Here is a 19,325-nt window from a genome sequence, read left to right as displayed (position 1 = left end):
GGGTCGGCTACTTCCGGTGCGGTGTGCGCGCGGCCCGCCCGCGGGCTCACCGCACCGGATGTTCTCGAGTCCGAAGGATGGCATACCGTCCGGTCGGTCCCTAGGGGTTCGAAGGACTCTTTTCGGCGTCAACCACGAGTCGGGACAGTTGCACGCGAGAGCGCACCCCCAGGAGGGAGAAGACATTCCGCAGGTGGTGGTCGACCGTTCGAGGGCTGACGGAGAGCTGTTGAGCCACCTCACGGTTGGTCGCGCCCTCCGCCACGAGCCGGGCGATGCGCAGCTGCTGCGGCGTGAGACACGCCAGCGGACCTGAGGGCTCGCGCGCCGTCGCCCCGCCCGTCGCCCGCAGCTCGGCGCGGGTCTGCTCGGCCCACAGCCGGGCGTCGGAGCGCTCGAAGGCCACGAGCGCGTCCCTGAGCCGGCCCCGGGCCTCGCGCAGCCGCCGCCTGCGGCGCAGCCACTTCCCGTACAGCAGCAGGGTGCGGCCGCGCTCGAAGTCGCCGCCCGCCAGCTCGTGCCGGGTCAGCGCGTGGGCGTACAGCGCCTCGGTCTCCTCCTCGGGGGCGAGCAGGGCACGGCAGCGTGCGAGCAGGGCGGGTGCCTGCGGGTCCGCGTCCTGGGCCGCCCAGAGGGCGAACTCCTCGACGGCGGTGCCGGTGTCCGCCCGGTTCCCCGCCCCGGCGAGCACGGCGGCCTCGACGAAGCAGGGCATGGCCATCATCCGCACGGCGAAGTGCCCGCGGCGGTGGCCCGGCCGCACCAGGGGTCCCAGCCGCGCGGCGGCCTCGAAGGCCAGCCCCCGGCCCAGGTCGGCCCGACCGCGGGCCCACTCGGCCAGGGTCGCTGCCTGGGTGAGCCCGTGCGGGCCGGCGATCGCGAGGGCGGCGTCCGCGTGGGCGGCTACGGCCTCGGTGTCGCCCTCCACGGAGGCGGTGAGCGCGAGGACCGCGTGGTGGTGGGCGACCGTGTTGCGCTGTCCGGCGCGGTGCGCTGCCCGCAGGCCCTCCTCCGCGTGGGCCCTGGCCCGGGCGTGCCGTCCGGCCCGCAGTTCGGCGTAGGCGAGGTGCTCGAGTGCCTGCGGGACGAGCGCGGCCGAGTTCGCGGCCCGGGCCGCCGCCAGAGCCCGCGCGTTGAAGTGGCAGGCGGCGGCGATGTTGCCGAGGACGAGTGCGGCGGCTCCGGCGCGCAGCAGCCGTGCCGCGTCGTCGTCGGCCGCGGCCCGTTCCAGCACGCGCCGCAGCGGCTCGCGCGCCTCGTCGAGGCGGGCCCCGAGGGCGGCCGACATCCCGGTCCGGTAGTCGTGGAACAGCGCGGGGTCCCGGCTCGCCGCCGCGGCGGACAGCGGGGCGGACCGCGGAGGCGGGAACCCGGCGGCGCCGGTGCCGTGGCCACTGGGGCCGGGAGAGGCGGCACCGACCGGGAACGGCGCGGCCGTGAGCGCGGCGCCCCCCGGGTCCCCCGCCGTTCCCCGGGGCCTCGCGGCCCCGGACACCCCTCCCGGCGACGGGGCGGCGGGCAGGGGCCCCGCCGTACGTACGCCGGGGATTCCGTCCGCCGACGGTGACGGCGGCAGCCGGGACCCGGAGCCCTCGGGGAGTACGAGTCCTTCCGCGCGTGCCCCCGGCGATCCGTCCTCGTACAGGGACGACGCGGACAGTGCCGACAACGTGGGCACCGCGTCCCCCACCACCCGCACCGGACCACCGGGCGACACGTTCGCCGGTCCCCCGGCCGACGCCGAGGCACCGGGCACCGGCCCCGCGGTCCATGCACCCCGCGAACCGTCCCCGGACGAGGACACCGGAAATGGAGGCCCGGCGGCCTCGGCGGACCCGGCGGCCTCGGCGGACCCGGAGGACCCGGCGCCTGTCGGGCGCACGCCCGGCGAGCCGTCCCCGGAACCGGACGGCTCACGGCCACCCGCGGACGCACGCGAGGGCGCCCAGTCCGCGGGGTGGGCCGGTGCCCGCACGGCGCCGGGGACACGGTCCGGGTGTGCGGAGACCGGCCCGGAGTCCCCGGTGCCGCCGTCCGGCAGGAGGGGCCGGGCGGGCGGCGCCGTGCCGGCGGCGCGCCGGGCGGACGCCGGTGCGCGGGCGGCCTTCCGCTCGGTGGCCTGCGCGGGTACGAGACCGGGCCGCGCGCCCCGCGCCGTACCCGCCGCCACCGGCACCTGCCGGTGCCGGTCGTGGCCCGCGTCCGGGCGCGACCGCCCGGCTGCGGGCCCGTCGCCGAGGGCGACGAGGCAGGCCCGTACGTCACCAGCGGCCCACGCCGCCTCGGTCGCGCCCAGCCGCGCGGCCAGCGCCTGCTCCGGGGCGTAGGGGCCGAGCAGCGCGGCAGCCAGCAGCAGCGCCTCGTACGCGTCCCCGGCGGGTCCGTCGCGCAGGGCGAGGGTGCCTCGCACCAGTTCGGCGCAGCCCCGCACGGCGTCATGGGCCGGCTCCTCCAGGGCCGCCGCGAGCAGTTCCCTCGCCCTGCGCGGACGGCCCGCCAGGCCGGCGTGCTCCGCGGCCGCGGTGAGCCGCGCCGTGCGGGCGCTGCCGGTGACGGTGAGTTCGGCGGCGCGGGCGAAGGCCACGGCCCGTTCGAGATGGGCGGCCCGCACGTCCGGGTCGGCAGCGGCGGCGGCGAGATCGGCCGCGAGCCGGGGATCGGGACCGTCGGCGGCCAGCGCCAGGTGGAACAGCCGCGGCAGACGCTGCCGTTCACCGTGCAGGACCGCGGCGAGCAGGCTGTGGGCGGCGCGCCTGCGGGACAGCGGCGCGCCGCGGTGCACGGCCTTGCGCAGCAGCGGGTTGTCGAAGCGGATACGGCTGCCGGCGGCCCGGGCCACACCGGACGCCTCCGCCGGGTCCAGTGCCGCCGGGTCGATCCCGGCGGCTCCGGCGGCCCGCAGGACGAGGGCCCCGTCCGCCCCCGCGCCCTCCGGGTCCTGCTCCTGGGCGGCGGCGACCAGCAGCAGCAACCGCCTTGTGTCCTGGGGAAGTCCGTCCAGGGGTGCGCCCACCGTGCGCATCAGTACGGCACCGTCCGCAAGGGGTCGCGGCAGCGGGGCGCGCCCGGACAGCGCGGCTGCCGGCAGCCGCTCCACCAGGGCCGTCAGCAGGGACGGGTTGCCCCCGGCCTCCTCGAGCAACTCCTCCCGTGCAGCGGGATCGACGGCGCTTCCGGTGAGCTGGTCCAGCAGGGCTCCCGCCTCCCTGTCGCCAAGCGGGCCGAGGCGCACGGCCGGCAGTCCCGCGAAGTCGGCGTCGTCCGCCGCGTGCGAGGCCACGGTCAGCAGCAGGCCCACGGCGGGCAGCGAGTCGGCGCGCCGCGCGGCGAACCCGAGGGCGGCCCGTGACTCGGCGTCCCACAGGTGGGCGTCGTCGACGCAGACGAGCATGGGCTCGCGCGGGCTCCGGCGCCGCAGCAGTTCCAGCAGACCGCCCGGGGACGCGACGGCGTACTGGGGCTGCGCGGCGTACTCGGGCGGCAGGCCGTCCGGGGCCGGGTCGTGCGCGCCCGGCCCGGGGGCGGGGGCCGAACTCAGCAGTGCGTGCAGACCGCTGTGCGGCAGGCGGCGTTCGGCGGGGGCGGCCCGGGTGTGCAGGACCGTTCCGCCGTCGAAGTCGCGGACGGCACGCTCCGCCAGGGCGGTGCGCCCGAGGCCCTGTTCCGCGACGAGCACGAGGGCCCCGCCCCGCCCTGACCGCAGCCGGCCCGATAAGGCCTCCACCGCTTCCAGTCCGGTGCTCCGGCCGTGCAGCCGAAGAAGTCTTCCGTCGCTCAACTTTCCGGTCACACCCGCACGTTACTTCCGCGTAAACAACGGCGGAAGCCTTTCGTCCGTGAAGCTCGTCGGCCCGTCGTGAGCCGGTTGAGCTGGGCGAACGTTTCTTGCCCCGGGCCGCGGCTGGAGAAGTTCCCAATGCCGGCCGGTCAAGTCTGTGCGGGCGCACAGCGGGGAAGCGGGGGAGGTACGGAGCCGGGGCGGCGCCGGACACGCCGGTGGCGGCCGGGGGAGGAACCCGGCCGCCACGGTGGTGCGGGAAGGACTGACGGTGTGTCAGGAGGCGTGCGGGCAGTTGCCGCGGTACTCGTCGATGGTCAGGCTGGGCCGCGGGATCGGGCACAGGAACTGCTCATAGCGGGTGTCGTTGTCGATGAACCGCTTGAGCCAGGAGATGCTGTACTTCGCGATGGTCGTGTCCGAGGTGTTCGGCGTGAAGTGCGTCGCGTTGTTCAGTTCCAGGTACGCCTTGTCGAGCGAGGACGGCAGCGACTCGTAGAACGGTTCCGAGTGCGTGGCGACCGGGGCGATCGTGTCGCCGTCCGCCCCGATGACCAGGGTGGGTGTCCTGAGTTCGGGCCACGTCTTGTCCGTGTTCCAGCCCGTGAGCGGGATCGCGGCCTGGAGCGACGGCCGGCTCTTGGCGGCCTCCAGCGTGCCGCCGCCGCCCATGGAGTGCCCCATGACGCCCAGCCGGGAGCTGTCGATCCGCCCACGCACGGAGCTGCGCTCCGTCAGGTAGTCCAGTGCGGCCAGCAGTTGGCGGCCGCGGCTGTCGGGCTGGTCGAGGGTGGTGTTGGTGTCGATGGTGAAGACGACGAAGCCCTGGGAGGCCAGGCGCGGGCCCAGCCAGGCGATCGACGACTGGTAGGCGGTGAAGCCCGGTGAGATCGCCACGGCGCCGAAGGTGCCGTCGCTGGTCGTGGTCGGGTAGTAGATCGTGCCGCCGCCGAAGCCGGTGACACTGAGCGAGGAGACGGAGGTCTCCGACACCGCGTACGGACCGCGCAGCGCCTCGATGCTGGAGTTGGTCGGGGCCGGGCCGCGCTCATAGGGGTTGTCGGCGGCCTGGGCGCCCGAACTGAAGGCGGTGGTCGTGCCGCCGACGGCCAGGAGCGCCGCGAGGCCCGCCATGAGCGGCCGGTAGCGGCGTCCACGGCCCCGGCGGTGGGTTCCGGAGGCGGCACGGGTGGTCTCGGCGTTGCCGTCGGTGGTGCTTTCAGCGGTGCTTTCGGTGGTGTGCTGCTGCACGACGGAGTCGTCCTCTCGGTCGTGGCGGTCCGCAGGGGTGGGGGTCCCGGTGGCCCGCCTTCTTGGCTGGCGGTGCCACTGTCGGGGCGGCCCCGGCAGTGCGGCATCGGCGCAATCACCGGTGTCGTCGACGGACCGTGCGGACGAACACGGCGGCCGGAGGACGGGCCGGCACCACAGGACGGCAGGCGGCAGGCGGCAGGGCGGCAGGCAGCAGGGCGGCACGGCGAAGCCCCGCCGGAAGGCCGCGAAGACCTCGGCGGGGCCGGAGTGTTGCCGTACCGACGTGCGAACCGGTCGGACGGGGAGGACGGGGTCGGACGGTGACGACCGGTCGGACGGTGACGACAATGCGGCCGGGGAGTGTGGTGGCTCCGCCCGGGCGGCACGCTGCCGCGGCGTCGGCGGCGGGCAACTCGTGGTTCACCGGCTGCCTCGGCCCCGCCGTCCCACCGGTGGCCGGCAAATCGCTCGACCGGGTCACCTGCTCGAAGAGACCCTGGGCGCATGGAGTTCTTCTGCTACCACCGCGACCGGCCCGGCTCCGTACCGCTGCGCAACGAACTGCTGGAACAGCACTGGTCCTACATGGACCGGTACGCGAAGGAGCTGATCGCCCGCGGCCCGACTCTCACCGGCGACGGCGAGGACGACGCTCCCACCGGCAGCGTGCACATCGTCGACCTGCCCGATCCCGTCGCCGCCCGGGCGTTCGCCTTCGAGGAGCCGGGCTACCAGGCCGGGGTCTACCGCGACGTGCTGCTGCGGCGCTGGAGCAACACGCTCGGACGCACCATGTGGGACTTCCCCGGCGGCCGGACCGGTGGCAACCGGTACCTCGTGCTCGGCCTCGGCACGGGACGGGCCGCCGACATCGACACCACCGCGCCGACCGGCTGGAACGAGCTGATCGCCTACGGGCCCCTGCTGTGCGACGACGGCACCACCTGGCTGGGCACGGCGGCGCTGCTCCGGGCGCCGGACCCGGACGCGGCACGCGCCGTCCTGGCCCCGGACCGTTACGCCGCCGTCGAGGTGCACAACTGGCGGTTCGGCGGGCGTCCGTCATGACCGGAGGAGGTGCTGGGCCACGGTCCGGGGCCGGCCGTGGAACTCCCGGCGCGGGCCGGGGCAGGCCGGGCAGGCGCACGCGAGGATCGTGCGCACCGCGCGCGGCCGAATTCTTCAGGGTGGGACCGACGTGAACCGGCCGGGGCATGCGTGCCCCGGCCGGTTCACGTCGGTCGATGTCGGTACCCGGTCCCAGGGCCGTGCGCCGGGAGTGGGCGGTGTTCGCGGCCGGCACCGGCCGGGATGCTCACGCCCGGTGCCGGCCCACCCTGGCACGGATGCCCACCCTCCCCGGCCGCCGACAGGCCCGCGTGCGGCCCCGTCGGCGGTCAGCGGTTACGTCGCCAGTCGTCCTCGTCCCATGTGCGGGTGTCGCGCGGCTCGACGTACGGCTCCTCACGCGGCGGGTGTCCGCCGGCGATGGCGCGGCCCCGGGCCGCCTCGGCGTCGAATTCGAGACCGAGCAGGATCGCCAGGTTGGTGATCCACAGCCAGATCAGGAAGATGATGACACCGGCCAGCGTCCCGTACGTCTTGTTGTAGGAGCCGAAGTTCGCGACGTAGAAGGCGAACCCTGCCGAGGCGATCATCCAGATCAGCAGCGCGAGGAAGCTGCCGGGAGTGATCCATTTGAAGCCGCGCACCTTGGCGTTGGGAGTCGCCCAGTAAAGGATCGCGATCATGACGGTCACAAGGATCACGAGCACGGGCCACTTGGCGATGGACCAGACCGTGAGCGCCGTGTCACCAACGCCCAGTGCGGTGCCGACCTGCCTGGCGATACCGCCGGTGAAGACGACGATGAGGGCGCTGGCGCAGGCCAGGATCATCAGCACGACGGTCACACCCAGCCGGACGGGAAGCACCTTCCACACCGGTCGGCCCTCGGGAATGTCGTACACCGCGTTCGAGGTCCTGATGAATGCCGCCACATAGCCGGAGGCCGACCACAGCGCGATCAGCAGACCCACGATCGCCAGGACGGAACCGGTTCCGCCGCTCGACTGCAGCTGTCCCACCGCATCGGTTACCACATCACGGGCCGCGCCCGGCGTCAGCTTGGTGATGTTGTCGAGGACGGTCCGCGTCGCCGACTCCCCCGCGACGCCGAGCATGGAGACCAGCACCAGCAGGGCGGGGAAGAGGGAGAGGATCCCGTAGTAGGTCAGGGCCGCCGCGCGGTCAGCCAGCTCGTCGTCCTTGAACTCGCCGACCGTCCTGCGCAGCACCGCCCACCAGGATCTCTTCGGCATGTCCGCCGGGCTGTCGGGGGCGTTGCGCTCCACCTCGCGGGAAGGACCGGCTTCCGGGCCGCGGTCCGTGGCCGCCGTGGCCTCGCGGGCCTCCGTGGCCCGCACGGAGTTCGTCGCGGCCGTGTCACCCCGCCGTTCCCCGGACTGGCCCGGGGCCCCGGTGTGGTCGGCGGGGGCGGGGCGGTCCCCGGATCGGGCCCGCTCGTCCACGTCGTCCTGCTGTTCACTCTTGTGTCCGAGTCGCATTATCCGTGCCATGCCATGCGGGTAACCCGTAAACCCGGAATCAACGCATTCCGCCCATCGGCCCTGATCCCCCGCTCAGAGGGGTGCCGACATCATTCGCCCGCCGTGCGGACCGCCGCACGGACCGGAGGCCCCGGGGTCCGTGCGGCGCCGCGGGCCGGCAGCGGTCAGCCGAGGTCCTTCTCCTCGATGTAACCCGAGTCCACGAGCTCGTTCTCGTAGTTCTCCTTGTCGACGCCGACGGGTTCGAGCAGGTACGCGGGGACGACCTTCTTCCCGTTGTCGTACGTCTTGGTGTCATTGACCACGGGGTCCGATCCGTTGAGGACCGAGTCGACCATGGTGGCGGTGACCAGGGCCAGTTTGCGGGTGTCCTTGTAGACGGTCATCGTCTGCTCGTCACGGATGATCGACTTGATCGAGGGCACCTCGGCGTCCTGGCCGGTGACGATCGGCAGTTGCTTGCCCTCGGCGCCGTAGCCGTTCGACTTCAGGGCGGCCAGGATGCCCAGCGACATGCCGTCGTACGGGGACAGGACGGCGTCCACCGTCTCGGCGCCGTAGCTGGAGGCGAGGATCCGGTTCATGCGCTTCTGGGCGGTACCACCGTCCCAGCGCAACGTTGTCACCTGATTCATCTTCGTCTGGCCGGACTTGACGACCAGTTGCTTCATGCCAACGTACGGCTTCAGGACGTTCAGGGCACCCTGCCAGAAATAGCGGGTGTTGTTGTCGTCCGGCGAGCCGGCGAACAACTCGATGCTGAAGGGCCCCTTCTCGCTGCCGTTCACCAACCCGAGGTTCTCGACGATGTACGTGGCCTGGAGCTCGCCGACCTTCTCGTTGTCGAAGGAGGCGTAGTAGTCGACATCGGGGGTGTCGAGGATCAGCCGGTCGTACGCGAAGACGGCGATGTCGGCCTCGGCGGCCTTCTTGAGGACGTCTCCGAGCGCGCGGCCGTCGATCGAGGCGATCACCAGGGCGTCCACACCCTTGGAGATCATGCTCTCGATCTGCGAGAGCTGGATCTTCGGGTCGTCCTCGCCGTACTGCAGCGTCGTCCTGTAACCGAGGTCCTCGAGCTGGTCGACCATGTTCTTGCCGTCCGCGAGCCAGCGCTCCGACGCCTTGGTCGGCATGGCTATACCGACCATGGCGTCTTCGGAGGGTCTACCGCCCGCGCTGCCCCCGCTGTCCTCACCACAGGCGGTGAGTGTGAAGGTGAGGACGACGGACACGGATACGGCCGCAGCGGCGGTGGTGCGGATGTGCATGTTCTTCAATCCTTAATCAGGGACGGCGGAGAGGTGACGTGCGCGGGAGACGGAGGGGCAACCGGGCACCGGACGGTGGCCCGTAGGCCACGGCCCCGCCGGAGGGCGGGAACAGCCGCCGGGCGCGGCGCGCCGGGCCCGGTGGGTGTGACGCCCCGCATGCGGATGCCGCCGGGATACCGGAAAGCCCTGGTGGGGCCTCTCCTCCCGGCACTGCGGGGAGCTCTACCTGATCGGCTCGGCCGCCCTCCTGCCTCCGGGCACGGTCACGGTCATGGGCACCGGGACGTGCCGACGCCTCGGTGTGACCTGAAATGGTCGGGACCGGCGGGCCGCGGCCCGCCGGGTCTCGCTGAGGTGCCGCAGAGTCGGATCGGTCGATATATCGAACAACCGACGAGCGGTCGATCCCACGTCACGAACGGGCCGGGGTGACCAGCCACGATCGCGGAGACCTTGTGGTTCGGCGGCAGCGTACCCCAGGTGCGCACTGCGCGCAGCGGCCTCGGCACACACGGCGAGGAACCCCGTGACGGCGGGTGCGGCGACCCGTCACGGCTTCCGGTGGATCTTCCGGTTTTCGCCGGTGCACAGGGTCCGGAAGGCCGGTGCACAGGGTCCGGAAGGCCGGTACGCAGGGCCCCGGAAGGAGGGCACGGCGGGTCGGTGAGGGCACGGCGGGAAGCGACGCGGGCTCTCCGACCGGCCGACTACGCCGACAGCGGGGCCCGCCGCCCCCGGAGCCGTGACCGGCCGGTCCGAAGTGCGCGGCCCGGCGGGAGCGGCAGGTGTGAACGCGGGAGGAACCGCGGAGGAGTTCGGTGGCGCACCGGGCCGGGAAGCCGGTCGGCCCCCGCGCACGCGCAGGCTACGGTCCTTGGGTCCGCACGTCGGCCCTGGAGGCCTGCGTGCCGCCCGGTCAACTTCCGTTCACCGGTCGTCGGCGCATCTCAACTCCGGGACCCGCTCCCGGAGATATTCGACGAATCCGGGGGTGAAGTCGTCGCATACGAAGGCGCCCGACGTCAGATAGGGCCGGTGCCGGCGGATGATGGCGTTGATCGCCCGCTGCCAGTCGGGGTGTTCCCCGACGAGCCGCTGCAGGGTCTGCGCCGTGTTGAGCGCGTGTGCGGCGAACCAGGCGTACCGGGCGTCGGCCGGCCGCTCGTCGCCGGGGCTCGCCAGATCGGTGCGTTCGACCGCGAGATCGAGGTAGTGCTGCAGGATGCCGAGGGCGGACAGCTGGAGCTGAGCCTGCGCGGCACTCACTTGGGCCTGCGCGCTGCGGCGGTAGGTCCAGACCGCGATGATCACCGAGGCCACCGTTGCCGCGGCCAGGACGATGAACGCGATCTGCGTGACGACAACGGCCATCAGCGTCCTTTCGTCCGCAGTGCCCGATCACCCCGACGGGACGGGCCCGGTCCGTCCTCACGGACGGGGCCGACCGCGCCCCGGCCGACCCTTCGGCCAGGGGCAGTTGACGGCATGCGCGCCGCCGGATCGCCTTTCCCTCAACGTACGTCCGGGCGCCGACTGCCGCGAGTCGGGGCTCCGCCCGCTTCCGCTCCTCCACTCCGCTGCCGGTCCGTCCGGTCGGCCGGTTGCCGTGGCCCCGCCACGGCCACGGCAACCGGCCCCGAGGACAACGCGAGGACAACGCGAGGACAACGCGAGGACGTCCGGGCCGGCCGGCCCGGACGTCCTGATCAGACGAGTCGGAGGACTCAGACGAGGTCGAACCGGTCCAGGTTCATGACCTTGTCCCACGCCGCGACGAAGTCCTTCACGAACTTCTCCTTCGCGTCGTCGCTCGCGTACACCTCCGCCAGCGCGCGCAGCTCGGAGTTCGACCCGAAGACGAGGTCGGCGCGGCTGCCGGTCCACTTGACCTCGCCCGTGGCCGCGTCACGGCCCTCGAACGTGTTCGCGTCCTCGGACGTCGACTTCCACGCCGTGCCCAGGTCGAGCAGGTTGACGAAGAAGTCGTTCGTCAGGGTCCCGGGGGCCGTGGTGAAGACGCCGAGCGACGACTGCTGGTGGTTCGCGCCCAGGACGCGCAGGCCACCGACGAGGACAGTCATCTCGGGCGCGCTCAGGTTCAGCAGGTTCGCCCGGTCGATCAGCAGGTACTCGGCCGGCAGGCGGTTGCTCTTCCCGAGGTAGTTGCGGAACCCGTCGGCGGTCGGCTCGAGCGCCGCGAACGACTCCACGTCGGTCTGCTCCTGCGAGGCGTCGACGCGGCCCGGCGTGAAGGGGACCTCGATGTCGAAGCCGGCGTCCTTGGCAGCCTTCTCGACGGCCGCACAGCCGGCGAGCACGATCAGGTCGGCGAGCGAGACCTGCTTGCCGCCGGCCTGGGCGGCGTTGAAGGACTCCTGGATGCCTTCCAGGGTGCGCAGCACCGTCGCCAGCTGGTCGGGCTGGTTGACCTCCCACCCGCTCTGCGGCTCGAGGCGGATGCGCGCGCCGTTGGCGCCGCCGCGCTTGTCGCTGCCGCGGAAGGACGACGCCGACGCCCACGCGGTGGAGACGAGTTCGGACACCGGCAGGCCCGAGGCCAGGATCCGGTCCTTGAGGGTCGCGACGTCCTCGGAGTCGATGAGCTCGTACGTCCGCGCGGGCAGGGGGTCCTGCCACAGCAGCGTCTCGGACGGGACCTCCGGGCCGAGGTAGCGCGCGACCGGGCCCATGTCGCGGTGGGTGAGCTTGAACCACGCCCGGGCGAAGGCGTCGGCGAACTGGTCGGGGTTCTCCAGGAAGCGCCGCGAGATCGGCTCGTAGACCGGGTCGAACCGCAGCGCGAGGTCGGTCGTCAGCATAGCCGGGGCCTGGCTCTTCGACGGGTCGTGGGCGTCGGGAACGGTGCCCTCCCCGGCGCCGTCCTTCGGCTTCCACTGGTGGGCGCCCGCGGGGCTCTTGGTCAGCTCCCACTCGTACCCGAACAGGATCTCGAAGAAGCTGTTGTCCCAGGTCGTCGGGGTGTTCGTCCACGTGACCTCGAGACCGCTGGTGATCGTGTCGCCACCCTTGCCGGTCCCGAAGGAGTTCTTCCAGCCGAGGCCCTGCTCCTCGAGCGGCGCGGCCTCGGGGTCGGGGCCGACGTTGTCCGCCGGGCCCGCGCCGTGGGTCTTGCCGAAGGTGTGGCCGCCCGCGATCAGGGCGACCGTCTCCTCGTCGTTCATCGCCATCCGGCGGAAGGTCTCACGGATGTCGCGGGCCGCGGCGATCGGGTCCGGGTTGCCGTTGGGGCCCTCCGGGTTGACGTAGATGAGGCCCATCTGGACCGCGGCCAGGGGGTTCTCGAGCTCGCGGTCGCCGGAGTAGCGCTCGTCGCCGAGCCAGGTGGACTCGGGACCCCAGTAGACGTCCTCGTCGGGCTCCCAGACGTCCTCACGGCCACCGGCGAAGCCGAAGGTCTCGAAGCCCATCGACTCGAGGGCGACGTTGCCGGCGAGGATCATGAGGTCGGCCCACGAGATGTTCCGGCCGTACTTCTTCTTGACCGGCCACAGCAGGCGGCGTGCCTTGTCGAGGTTGGCGTTGTCGGGCCAGCTGTTGAGGGGGGCGAAGCGCTGCTGACCGGCGCCGGCGCCACCGCGGCCGTCGCTGATCCGGTAGGTGCCCGCGCTGTGCCAGGCCATGCGGATGATGAGCGGGCCGTAGTGGCCGAAGTCGGCGGGCCACCAGTCCTGCGAGGTCGTCAGTACCCCGGCGATGTCCTGTTTGACGGCCGCGAGATCGAGGCTCTTGAACGCCTCGGCGTAGTCGAACTCCTCGCCGAGGGGGTTGGCCACGGCGGGGTTCTTGGCGAGGGCCTTCACGTTGAGCCGCTCCGGCCACCACTGGCGGTTTCCGCCGCCCTGAGTCGGGTGCGGGGCGCGCCCGTGCGCGACGGGGCAGCCACCTCCGCCCTCCGTTTTCGGGTCGACGACGATGGCGTCATGGTTCTCAGTCATGGGAATCCTTCCGGACCAGGCGGATCACGGTGCTCTGGAACTGCGGGTGGCGGAACAGCCGGGGCGCGGGCCCCGGAGGACGGTCTCGGCCTCGCCTCGCGGGATGCCGTGGTCGTCGGACGCGGTCGGGCAGGGGGTCTCGCCGGCCGGACGGCCGCGGCCGGACCGGCGACGGCACCGCTGACCGGCACATGACGTGGTGGTGGTCGTCCCCGAGGTGAAGGGCGACCTCCACGCGATCGCGTTCGCCGGGGGCGATCGCCTCGGCACCGTGGTGGTCGCCGTCCCGTACGGGCTCGAGCGGCGCGACGCGGGTGGCCCTCACCCGCACGCCGGCACCGCGCGGCTCGTCGGCGGTGGTCCCGTCACGTCTCTGTGTCATGCCGTACTGAAGTCTTCCTGTCCCTTGGCTATCGCCAGAACCGATCCTACGATAGACAGAGTCCAAGTCAAGAAGCGCGCCAAACCCGTATCCCATCGGAACCCGAACATCCACGGATAAACTGCTGGTGTCCAACCGAACGTGATAGGTGAACCGATATGAGTGACCTGCTGGAGCGACTGCGAGGGCGTGGCTGGCGCATGACCTCCCAGCGACGTGTCGTTGCGGAGGTCCTCGACGGCGAGCACGTGCATCTCACCGCCGACGAGGTGCACGCCCGCGCGGCTCGGCGGCTGCCCGAGATCTCCCGGGCGACCGTCTACAACACCCTGGGCGAGCTGGTCTCCCTCGGTGAGGTCACGGAGGTCGCCACCGACGGGCGCGCCAAGCGTTACGACCCCAACGCGCACCGCCCGCACCAGCACCTGGTGTGCTCCGGGTGCGGCACCATACGCGACGTCCACCCGACGGGGGATCCGCTGGCCGACCTCCCAGCGGAGGAACGATTCGGCTTCACGGTCTCCGAGGCCGAGGTCACCTACCGGGGGCTGTGCCCGTCCTGCTCCTGAGCACCCGGCCGGCAGTCCGGTGCGGTACCTGCGGGGGTGCGGGGACCTGCGGGGACTGTGGTCCATGCGGATGCGGGCGAGTCCCTGCGGTCGCCCTGCACGGGCCTGCGCGCGTCCTTCGGGGCACCGCGGCGGGACGGCCGGACCCGTGGCACTGTCAGTGGCACGGTGTTGGATGAGCCGTATGGCCATCAGACGCGAACGCGCCAACATCGACCCCGTGTCGCCCGAGGTCGCCGTTCCGGACCCGGACCGTGTGGTGCGCGACGAGGACTGGTACGGGCGGGATCTGTCGGGCAGTACCTGGTCCGGCTACACGTTCTTCGACACGGACATGACCGAGACAGCGGGTGAGGCCGTGGTCTTCGACTCGTGCGTGTTCGCCGGGGTGAAGTTCAACGCGGCCCGCTTCTCCTCGTCGGCCTTCACCAACTGCACCTTCAGACGGTGCACGTTCTTCGACACGAAGTTCGAGCAGTGCAAGGCGGTCGGCGCTCTGTTCCAGCAGTGCACCTTCACGCTCTTCTCCGTGAGCGGCGGTGACTGGTCGTTCACCGCGCTGCCGGGGGCGCAGCTGCGCAAGGCGAGCTTCGAGGGGGTGCGCATGCGGGAGACGGATCTGACGGCCGCCCGGCTGGAGGAGGCCACTCTCACCGGCGTCGACCTGTCCGGCGCCCTGCTGCACGGCGCCGATCTCACGGGCGCCGATCTGCGCGGCAGCGACCTGTCCGCCCTCGATCCGCTGACGGTGAAGGTGGCAAGGGCGCGTATCGACACCGACCAGGCCGCGGTGATCGCGACCGCGCTGGGCTTCGACGTCGGCTGGTGAGGACGAGGGGCCCGTGGCCGGCGGGCACGCGGACGGTTCCGCCGTGGGCGCGGCTCTGCTGTACCGGCTGGCGGGACTCTCTCCGCCGGCCCCCAAGGGCCACCCGGCGCGGACGGTGCCGTCGTGGCGGGACCGGCGGGACCAGCAGGCCCGGCGGGCGCTGGCACGCCGCCCGCTCCGCGCACCGCGCCGTCGCCCGGCGGATGGGCCTGATGCGCAGGAGTGAGCCCGGCCCGCGCTCCGGCCCGCCGGGGGCGCGGAACTCCCGGCCCCCGGCCATCGCTCCCTGCCCGCCGGCGCGGCACCGCCCCGGGCCCTGTCCCCGGCGTCTTCCCCTTCCCCGGCTGCCCGAGGGGCGTTCCCCGGCTATCCGGGGGGCGGCGCGCCGGTGCCGCCCCCCGCGGTGTCCGTCTCCACGCTGTCCGCGCCGTCCCGCGCGGAGGAGGAAGGCGTGGAGGAGGAAGGCGTGGAGCCGGTGCCCGGTTCCGGTGTGTCCTGCGGGGGAACGGCGGTCCCGGTGGAGGGGTCCCCGGCCGGTGCCGAACCGGTGTCGTCCGGTGCCTGGGAGGGCAGGGGCGGCGCGGGTCCCCCGGGGTCCTCGCCCGCGGCCGTGCCCGTCGCCGTGGCGGACGGCTCCCGGTCCCCGGTGGCGGGGTCCGGGGCGCCGGCGGCGGAGGTCTCCGCCGTGGTCTCTCCCGGCACGGTCGACGCGCCGGCGCCGGCACCGGGGAACGCGGGGACCCGCACGGCCCGGTCCGGCCGCCATCCGGTCCCGTCCGCCGGTGGCACGGACGGCGACACGGACGGCGCCGGGGCCGTGGAGGTCGCACCGTCGGCCGGTGGTGCAGACCCCTCGCCCCGCTCGGAGGGTGTCGCCCCCGGGGCCGCCTGCGCCTGGCCCGCCCCGGGTATCGGCAGCCAGGGCGCGGCCGAGTCGCCTCCGGCGATCACGGCGGCCAGTGTCACGGCGTAGCTCGCACAGCCCAGCGAGAGGGCCCAGCCCAGCCGTCGCAGCCGGGCGCCCCTGCGCCCGGTGGCATCGACGAAGACGGCCTGCTCCGTCGCCGCCTTCCTGCGGCCCTTCCGGGGGCGTGTGTTTGTCCTCGCGGTCGTGCCCATGTTCCTCACTGCTCTCTCGTCCCACGTGCTCGGGCCGAGGCGCGCCGACGCGGTGCCCGACCCGCACCGCGCGCCCCCGATGCCCACGTGGGGAAGTACGCACGCCGGCGGTGATCGACTCATCCGCTGTCACGGGGGGTGGGGCACCTCGGCGGCACCGGGTGCCGCGGTGGTGCGGGACGCCCCGACGGGCGGGACCGGCGGTGGTACGGGGGTGCCGCGGCGCAACCCGCCCTCCGGGCCGGTCCGGAGGCATCCCGGCACCGGAACACATGCAGTCGGCATTCATCCTGGAGGACCTCCTCGTGAGCCGTGCACATCGGTCGGAACCCGTCCGCGGAACCGGATCTCGAGGAGCTGACGGCATCCGTCGCCCGCGGTGATCCGCCGGCCTCTTCCCGCTTCTACGACGTGGTGGCGGGTTCCGTGCTGGGCATCGCGCGGAGCGTGCTGCGCGACCGGGTCCACCCGGCAGAGGCATCCGCCGTACGCGACCACAGGGCGGCCCCGCTGGACCGGACGCCGGCCTACGACGAGGCCTGGCGCCGGCGGCGACCGTCCCGCCCCGGCAGGAGCTGAAGGACCGGGTCATGGGCCGCGTCGCCACGGTCCGTCAGGAAGCGCCGCACACCGCCGCGCAGGCGGGGTCGCGCCGGCGCCGTGACCGGAGGCGGTCGCCCTCCCGGTGGGTCCTGGCGGTGTGCCTGGCCCACGGCCGCCGCGCTCGGAGGCACGGCCGTGTGGCAGTACGGTCGGGCGCAGGACGCCCGCACGGAGGCCGGTCGAGCCGAGCAGCGCGGAGGAACTCGCCGCGGTGCTGACCGCGCCCGGCGCGAGGACGCGTACGGCCGCTCTGGCAGGCGGGGCCCGGGCCACCGTCGTGCTCTCCGAGAGCCGGGACAGGGCGGTGTTCGTGGCCTCGGGCCTGCCCCGGCCGCCCGGCCCTCTGCCCCCGGCACGCTGCTCGCCGGCGCGCCGCTCGCCGGCCCCGGCTCCCGCCGGGGGACAGAGGGCCGGGGCCGCCCCGGTCTTCCGGTCTGCCGCCGTTCCGTCGGGCCGGGACGGCGGCAGACTGGAGGGCCGGCCCGTCGTGAGCGGAAGCGGAAGAGGGAGCCCTGTGCCCAGTCAGAAGGAACGCATGCTCGCCGGTCTGCCGTACATCGCCGACGACCCCGAGCTCGCGGCCGATCTCGCCCGGGCGGCCCGGCTGAGCGAGCGGTTCAACGCCTCCTCCGTCGACGGCCCCGGGGCACGCCGGGCGATCCTCGCCGAACTGCTGGGGGACCTGGGCGAGGGCGTGGAGATCCGGCCGCCCCTGCACGTCGACTACGGCTACCACATCAGCGTCGGGCGGGGTTCGTTCCTCAACTTCGGCGCCGTCCTGCTCGACGTCGCGAGGATCACCATCGGCGCCGACGCCCTGTTCGGCCCCGGTGTGCAGCTCCTGACGCCCACTCATCCGCTCGACCCGGAGAGGCGGCGCGCCAAGTGGGAGAGCGCCAAGCCCATCTCCGTAGGCGACAACGTCTGGCTCGGTGGCGGCGTGATCGTCTGCCCGGGGGTGACGATCGGGGAGAACACGGTGGTCGGCGCGGGTGCGGTGGTGACCAAGGACCTGCCGGCCGGTGTGGTCGCCCTGGGCAACCCGGCCCGCGTCGTCCGCACACTCTGACGCCACTGACATTCACGCGCAGCATCTGACGGTCCACCAACAGCCCGTCGGCACCGGGAGAAGGACACAGAGACGATACAGGTCTAGACCTTGACAGGTACAGACCATTAACGCTTCCGTATGGAGTATCCCCACGGAAGGAACCCCCCATGTTCAGACGCGCGTCGGCGCTCTTCGCGGCGTTCTGCACGGCCTTCGCCCTGGCCGTACTCCTCCCCGCGACCACGGCTTCGGCCGCCGAGTGCGCCGCACCGTGGAGTTCCTCCACGGTCTACACCGGCGGCAAGACCGCCTCGCACAACGGCCGCAACTGGCTGGCGAGGTGGTGGACGCAGAACGAGACGCCCGGCACCGCCGAGGTCTGGGCCGACCAGGGCAGCTGCGGCGGGGGCGGCGGTGACCCCGTGCCGTCCGGGTTCGTGGTCTCCGAGGCCCAGTTCAACCAGATGTTCCCTTCCCGGAACTCGTTCTACACGTACAGCGGCCTCACCGCCGCGCTCGGCGCCTACCCCGGCTTCGCGACCACCGGCAGCGACACCGTGAAGAAGCAGGAGGCCGCCGCCTTCCTCGCGAACGTCTCGCACGAGACCGGCGGACTGGTCCACATCGTGGAGCAGAACACCGCCAACTACCCGCACTACTGCGACTGGAGTCAGCGGTACGGCTGCCCCGCCGGCCAGGCGGCGTACTACGGCCGCGGACCGATCCAGCTCAGCTGGAACTTCAACTACAAGGCCGCCGGCGACGCGCTCGGCATCGACCTGCTGAACAACCCCTACCTCGTCCAGAACGACGCGTCGGTCGCCTGGAAGACCGGCCTCTGGTACTGGAACACGCAGAGCGGACCGGGCACCATGACCGGTCACAGCGCGATGGTGACGGGCGCGGGCTTCGGCCAGACGATCCGCAGCATCAACGGCGCACTCGAATGCGACGGCAAGAATCCCGCGCAGGTGCAGAGCCGGATCGACAATTACCAGCGCTTCACGCAGATCCTCGGTGTGTCACCCGGAGGAAATCTCAGCTGCTGAGGAACACCGCCCGGCGGCTAAGAGGAGGCGGTGGCCCCAACCCTTCCGGGCTGGGACCACCGCCCTTCGGTGCGGACGCGGCCCGCGCTACCAGCGGTACCAGCGACCACTGCTGCCGCTCGGGCGCATCACGAAGCCCAGCAGCCACAGCACCAGCACGATGACGGCGATCCACCACAGCGCCTTCACCGCGAAGCCCGCACCGAAAAGGAGCAGAGCAAGCAGAAGAACGAGAAGAAGGGGAACCATGTTTATCAACCTCCGACCGCCGTCTGCCCCGGATTCAAGCCCGCACACGTTCACATCCCTCGCTCCGCCCTTCGTGTGCGAGGGAATCCGCGGCGCATCCGGCAGGAATGTTCAAAGCCCCCTCTCCGCGCTCCGGCGAACACCGCCGTTGCCGTTCTCGCTCCCGCGGAACGAGTGCCCACCGGGGAGTGCCCACCGGGAGGGTGACCGCGGTGGCGCCGGGCGGACACACTCCCGCGCGTACGGCTCACACATGCCGGGCGGGCGCGTCCGCGTCGAACACCAGGTCCGTTCCGCGGTGGCGCCGGGCGGACACACTCCCGCGCGTACGGCTCACACATGCCGGGCGGGCGCGTCCGCGTCGAACACCAGGTCCGTTCCCTCCGTCCCCCGGTAGGGAAAGTGCTCCCAGCCCTCGGCCGCGCCGCCCCCGACCAGTGCGGGCTTGATCTCGTGCGGTGGCTGGGGGTTGCGCTGGACCCCGACCGTGTAGACCGTGACGCCGAAGTCGACCGGACGCCGGTCCACCTCGGCACCACCCCGTCGCAGAATGCACATGTGTACAGACATGACCTTGATGCCTGCCACCGGACCATGATCACTTATCGCCCGGGGTGCCCGTTCCGGTCCGTCCCCCCGCCC

The 19,325-nt window shown here is 72.8% G+C and carries 15 protein-coding genes; 6 read left to right on the top strand and 9 right to left on the bottom strand.

Annotation, left to right across the window (positions count from 1 at the left end):
* Positions 1–100: 100 nt before the first annotated feature.
* Positions 101–3,790: a LuxR C-terminal-related transcriptional regulator gene (locus GUY61_RS03275; protein WP_398954057.1), complete on the bottom strand. Its 3,690-nt coding sequence runs from the start codon at positions 3,788–3,790 to the stop codon at positions 101–103.
* 264 nt (positions 3,791–4,054) lie between these two features.
* Positions 4,055–4,912 (bottom strand): dienelactone hydrolase family protein, encoded by an 858-nt coding sequence (locus GUY61_RS03270; protein ID WP_166628519.1) that lies wholly within the window; start codon positions 4,910–4,912, stop codon positions 4,055–4,057.
* A 624-nt stretch (positions 4,913–5,536) separates the two neighbouring features.
* Between GUY61_RS03270 and GUY61_RS03265 the strand changes: the two genes are divergently transcribed.
* The gene (locus GUY61_RS03265) at positions 5,537–6,100 is read left to right on the top strand and encodes a YciI family protein (protein WP_166628500.1); all 564 of its coding nucleotides are present in this window, start codon (positions 5,537–5,539) and stop codon (positions 6,098–6,100) included.
* A gap of 329 nt (positions 6,101–6,429) precedes the next feature.
* On the opposite strand, the gene GUY61_RS03260 is transcribed toward GUY61_RS03265, so the two are convergent.
* The 4 genes from GUY61_RS03260 to katG form a co-directional block, all read right to left on the bottom strand.
* Positions 6,430–7,611 carry a YihY/virulence factor BrkB family protein gene (locus GUY61_RS03260; protein ID WP_243766146.1) on the bottom strand — a complete coding sequence of 394 codons (1,182 nt, stop codon included), beginning with the start codon at positions 7,609–7,611 and terminating at the stop codon, positions 6,430–6,432.
* A gap of 155 nt (positions 7,612–7,766) precedes the next feature.
* Positions 7,767–8,873 (bottom strand): multiple monosaccharide ABC transporter substrate-binding protein, encoded by a 1,107-nt coding sequence (chvE, locus tag GUY61_RS03255; protein WP_166628499.1) that lies wholly within the window; start codon positions 8,871–8,873, stop codon positions 7,767–7,769.
* Positions 8,874–9,803: 930 nt separating this feature from the next.
* Positions 9,804–10,247, bottom strand: a complete 444-nt coding sequence (locus tag GUY61_RS03250; protein WP_166628498.1) for a hypothetical protein — start codon at positions 10,245–10,247, stop codon at positions 9,804–9,806.
* A 353-nt stretch (positions 10,248–10,600) separates the two neighbouring features.
* Positions 10,601–12,832, bottom strand: a complete 2,232-nt coding sequence (gene katG, locus GUY61_RS03245) for a catalase/peroxidase HPI (RefSeq protein WP_166628497.1) — start codon at positions 12,830–12,832, stop codon at positions 10,601–10,603.
* Between the two features lie 540 nt (positions 12,833–13,372).
* Between katG and GUY61_RS03235 the strand changes: the two genes are divergently transcribed.
* Complete coding sequence (locus tag GUY61_RS03235; RefSeq protein WP_166628496.1) at positions 13,373–13,783, top strand: Fur family transcriptional regulator; 411 nt, start codon at positions 13,373–13,375, stop codon at positions 13,781–13,783.
* Between the two features lie 184 nt (positions 13,784–13,967).
* Positions 13,968–14,612, top strand: a complete 645-nt coding sequence (locus GUY61_RS03230; protein ID WP_166628495.1) for a pentapeptide repeat-containing protein — start codon at positions 13,968–13,970, stop codon at positions 14,610–14,612.
* Positions 14,613–14,978: 366 nt separating this feature from the next.
* Here the strand turns inward: GUY61_RS03230 and GUY61_RS03225 are convergent, their stop codons facing one another.
* Positions 14,979–15,731 (bottom strand): hypothetical protein, encoded by a 753-nt coding sequence (locus tag GUY61_RS03225; RefSeq protein ID WP_166628494.1) that lies wholly within the window; start codon positions 15,729–15,731, stop codon positions 14,979–14,981.
* A 312-nt stretch (positions 15,732–16,043) separates the two neighbouring features.
* On the opposite strand from GUY61_RS03225, the gene GUY61_RS03220 reads away from it, so the two are divergent.
* From GUY61_RS03220 to GUY61_RS03210, 3 genes are all read left to right on the top strand, one after another.
* Entirely contained in the window at positions 16,044–16,310 is a 267-nt protein-coding gene (locus tag GUY61_RS03220; RefSeq protein WP_166628493.1) for a hypothetical protein, read from the top strand.
* Between the two features lie 559 nt (positions 16,311–16,869).
* A complete protein-coding gene (locus GUY61_RS03215) occupies positions 16,870–17,403 on the top strand; it encodes a sugar O-acetyltransferase (protein ID WP_166628517.1) in 534 nt (177 codons plus the stop codon).
* Positions 17,404–17,552: 149 nt separating this feature from the next.
* Entirely contained in the window at positions 17,553–18,434 is an 882-nt protein-coding gene (locus tag GUY61_RS03210; RefSeq protein ID WP_166628492.1) for a glycoside hydrolase family 19 protein, read from the top strand.
* An 87-nt stretch (positions 18,435–18,521) separates the two neighbouring features.
* On the opposite strand, the gene GUY61_RS03205 is transcribed toward GUY61_RS03210, so the two are convergent.
* Positions 18,522–18,683, bottom strand: coding sequence for a DUF5670 family protein (locus GUY61_RS03205; RefSeq protein WP_166628491.1), 162 nt, complete (start codon positions 18,681–18,683; stop codon positions 18,522–18,524).
* 333 nt (positions 18,684–19,016) lie between these two features.
* A complete protein-coding gene (locus GUY61_RS03200; protein WP_166628490.1) occupies positions 19,017–19,241 on the bottom strand; it encodes a hypothetical protein in 225 nt (74 codons plus the stop codon).
* Positions 19,242–19,325 lie beyond the last annotated feature (84 nt).

It is taken from the genome of Streptomyces sp. GC420 (genome assembly GCF_009916105.1).
In the GTDB taxonomy this organism is placed as follows: Bacteria; Actinomycetota; Actinomycetes; order Streptomycetales; family Streptomycetaceae; genus Streptomyces.
The sequence above is the reverse complement of the archived record's forward strand: the minus strand, read 5'-3'. Positions and strand labels throughout refer to the sequence as shown.

Bases quoted from the DNA above. Each gene is read 5' to 3' on its own strand.
- katG (WP_166628497.1), bottom strand. From the start codon at position 12,832: ATGACTGAGAACCATGACGCCATCGTCGTCGACCCGAAAACGGAGGGC.
- GUY61_RS03235 (WP_166628496.1), top strand. From the start codon at position 13,373: ATGAGTGACCTGCTGGAGCGACTGCGAGGGCGTGGCTGGCGCATGACC.
- GUY61_RS03210 (WP_166628492.1), top strand. From the start codon at position 17,553: ATGTTCAGACGCGCGTCGGCGCTCTTCGCGGCGTTCTGCACGGCCTTC.
- GUY61_RS03200 (WP_166628490.1), bottom strand. From the start codon at position 19,241: ATGTGCATTCTGCGACGGGGTGGTGCCGAGGTGGACCGGCGTCCGGTC.
- GUY61_RS03270 (WP_166628519.1), bottom strand. From the start codon at position 4,912: ATGGCGGGCCTCGCGGCGCTCCTGGCCGTCGGCGGCACGACCACCGCC.
- GUY61_RS03215 (WP_166628517.1), top strand. From the start codon at position 16,870: ATGCTCGCCGGTCTGCCGTACATCGCCGACGACCCCGAGCTCGCGGCC.
- GUY61_RS03265 (WP_166628500.1), top strand. From the start codon at position 5,537: ATGGAGTTCTTCTGCTACCACCGCGACCGGCCCGGCTCCGTACCGCTG.
- GUY61_RS03225 (WP_166628494.1), bottom strand. From the start codon at position 15,731: ATGGGCACGACCGCGAGGACAAACACACGCCCCCGGAAGGGCCGCAGG.
- GUY61_RS03250 (WP_166628498.1), bottom strand. From the start codon at position 10,247: ATGGCCGTTGTCGTCACGCAGATCGCGTTCATCGTCCTGGCCGCGGCA.
- chvE (WP_166628499.1), bottom strand. From the start codon at position 8,873: ATGCACATCCGCACCACCGCCGCTGCGGCCGTATCCGTGTCCGTCGTC.
- GUY61_RS03230 (WP_166628495.1), top strand. From the start codon at position 13,968: ATGGCCATCAGACGCGAACGCGCCAACATCGACCCCGTGTCGCCCGAG.
- GUY61_RS03205 (WP_166628491.1), bottom strand. From the start codon at position 18,683: ATGGTTCCCCTTCTTCTCGTTCTTCTGCTTGCTCTGCTCCTTTTCGGT.
- GUY61_RS03260 (WP_243766146.1), bottom strand. From the start codon at position 7,611: ATGGCACGGATAATGCGACTCGGACACAAGAGTGAACAGCAGGACGAC.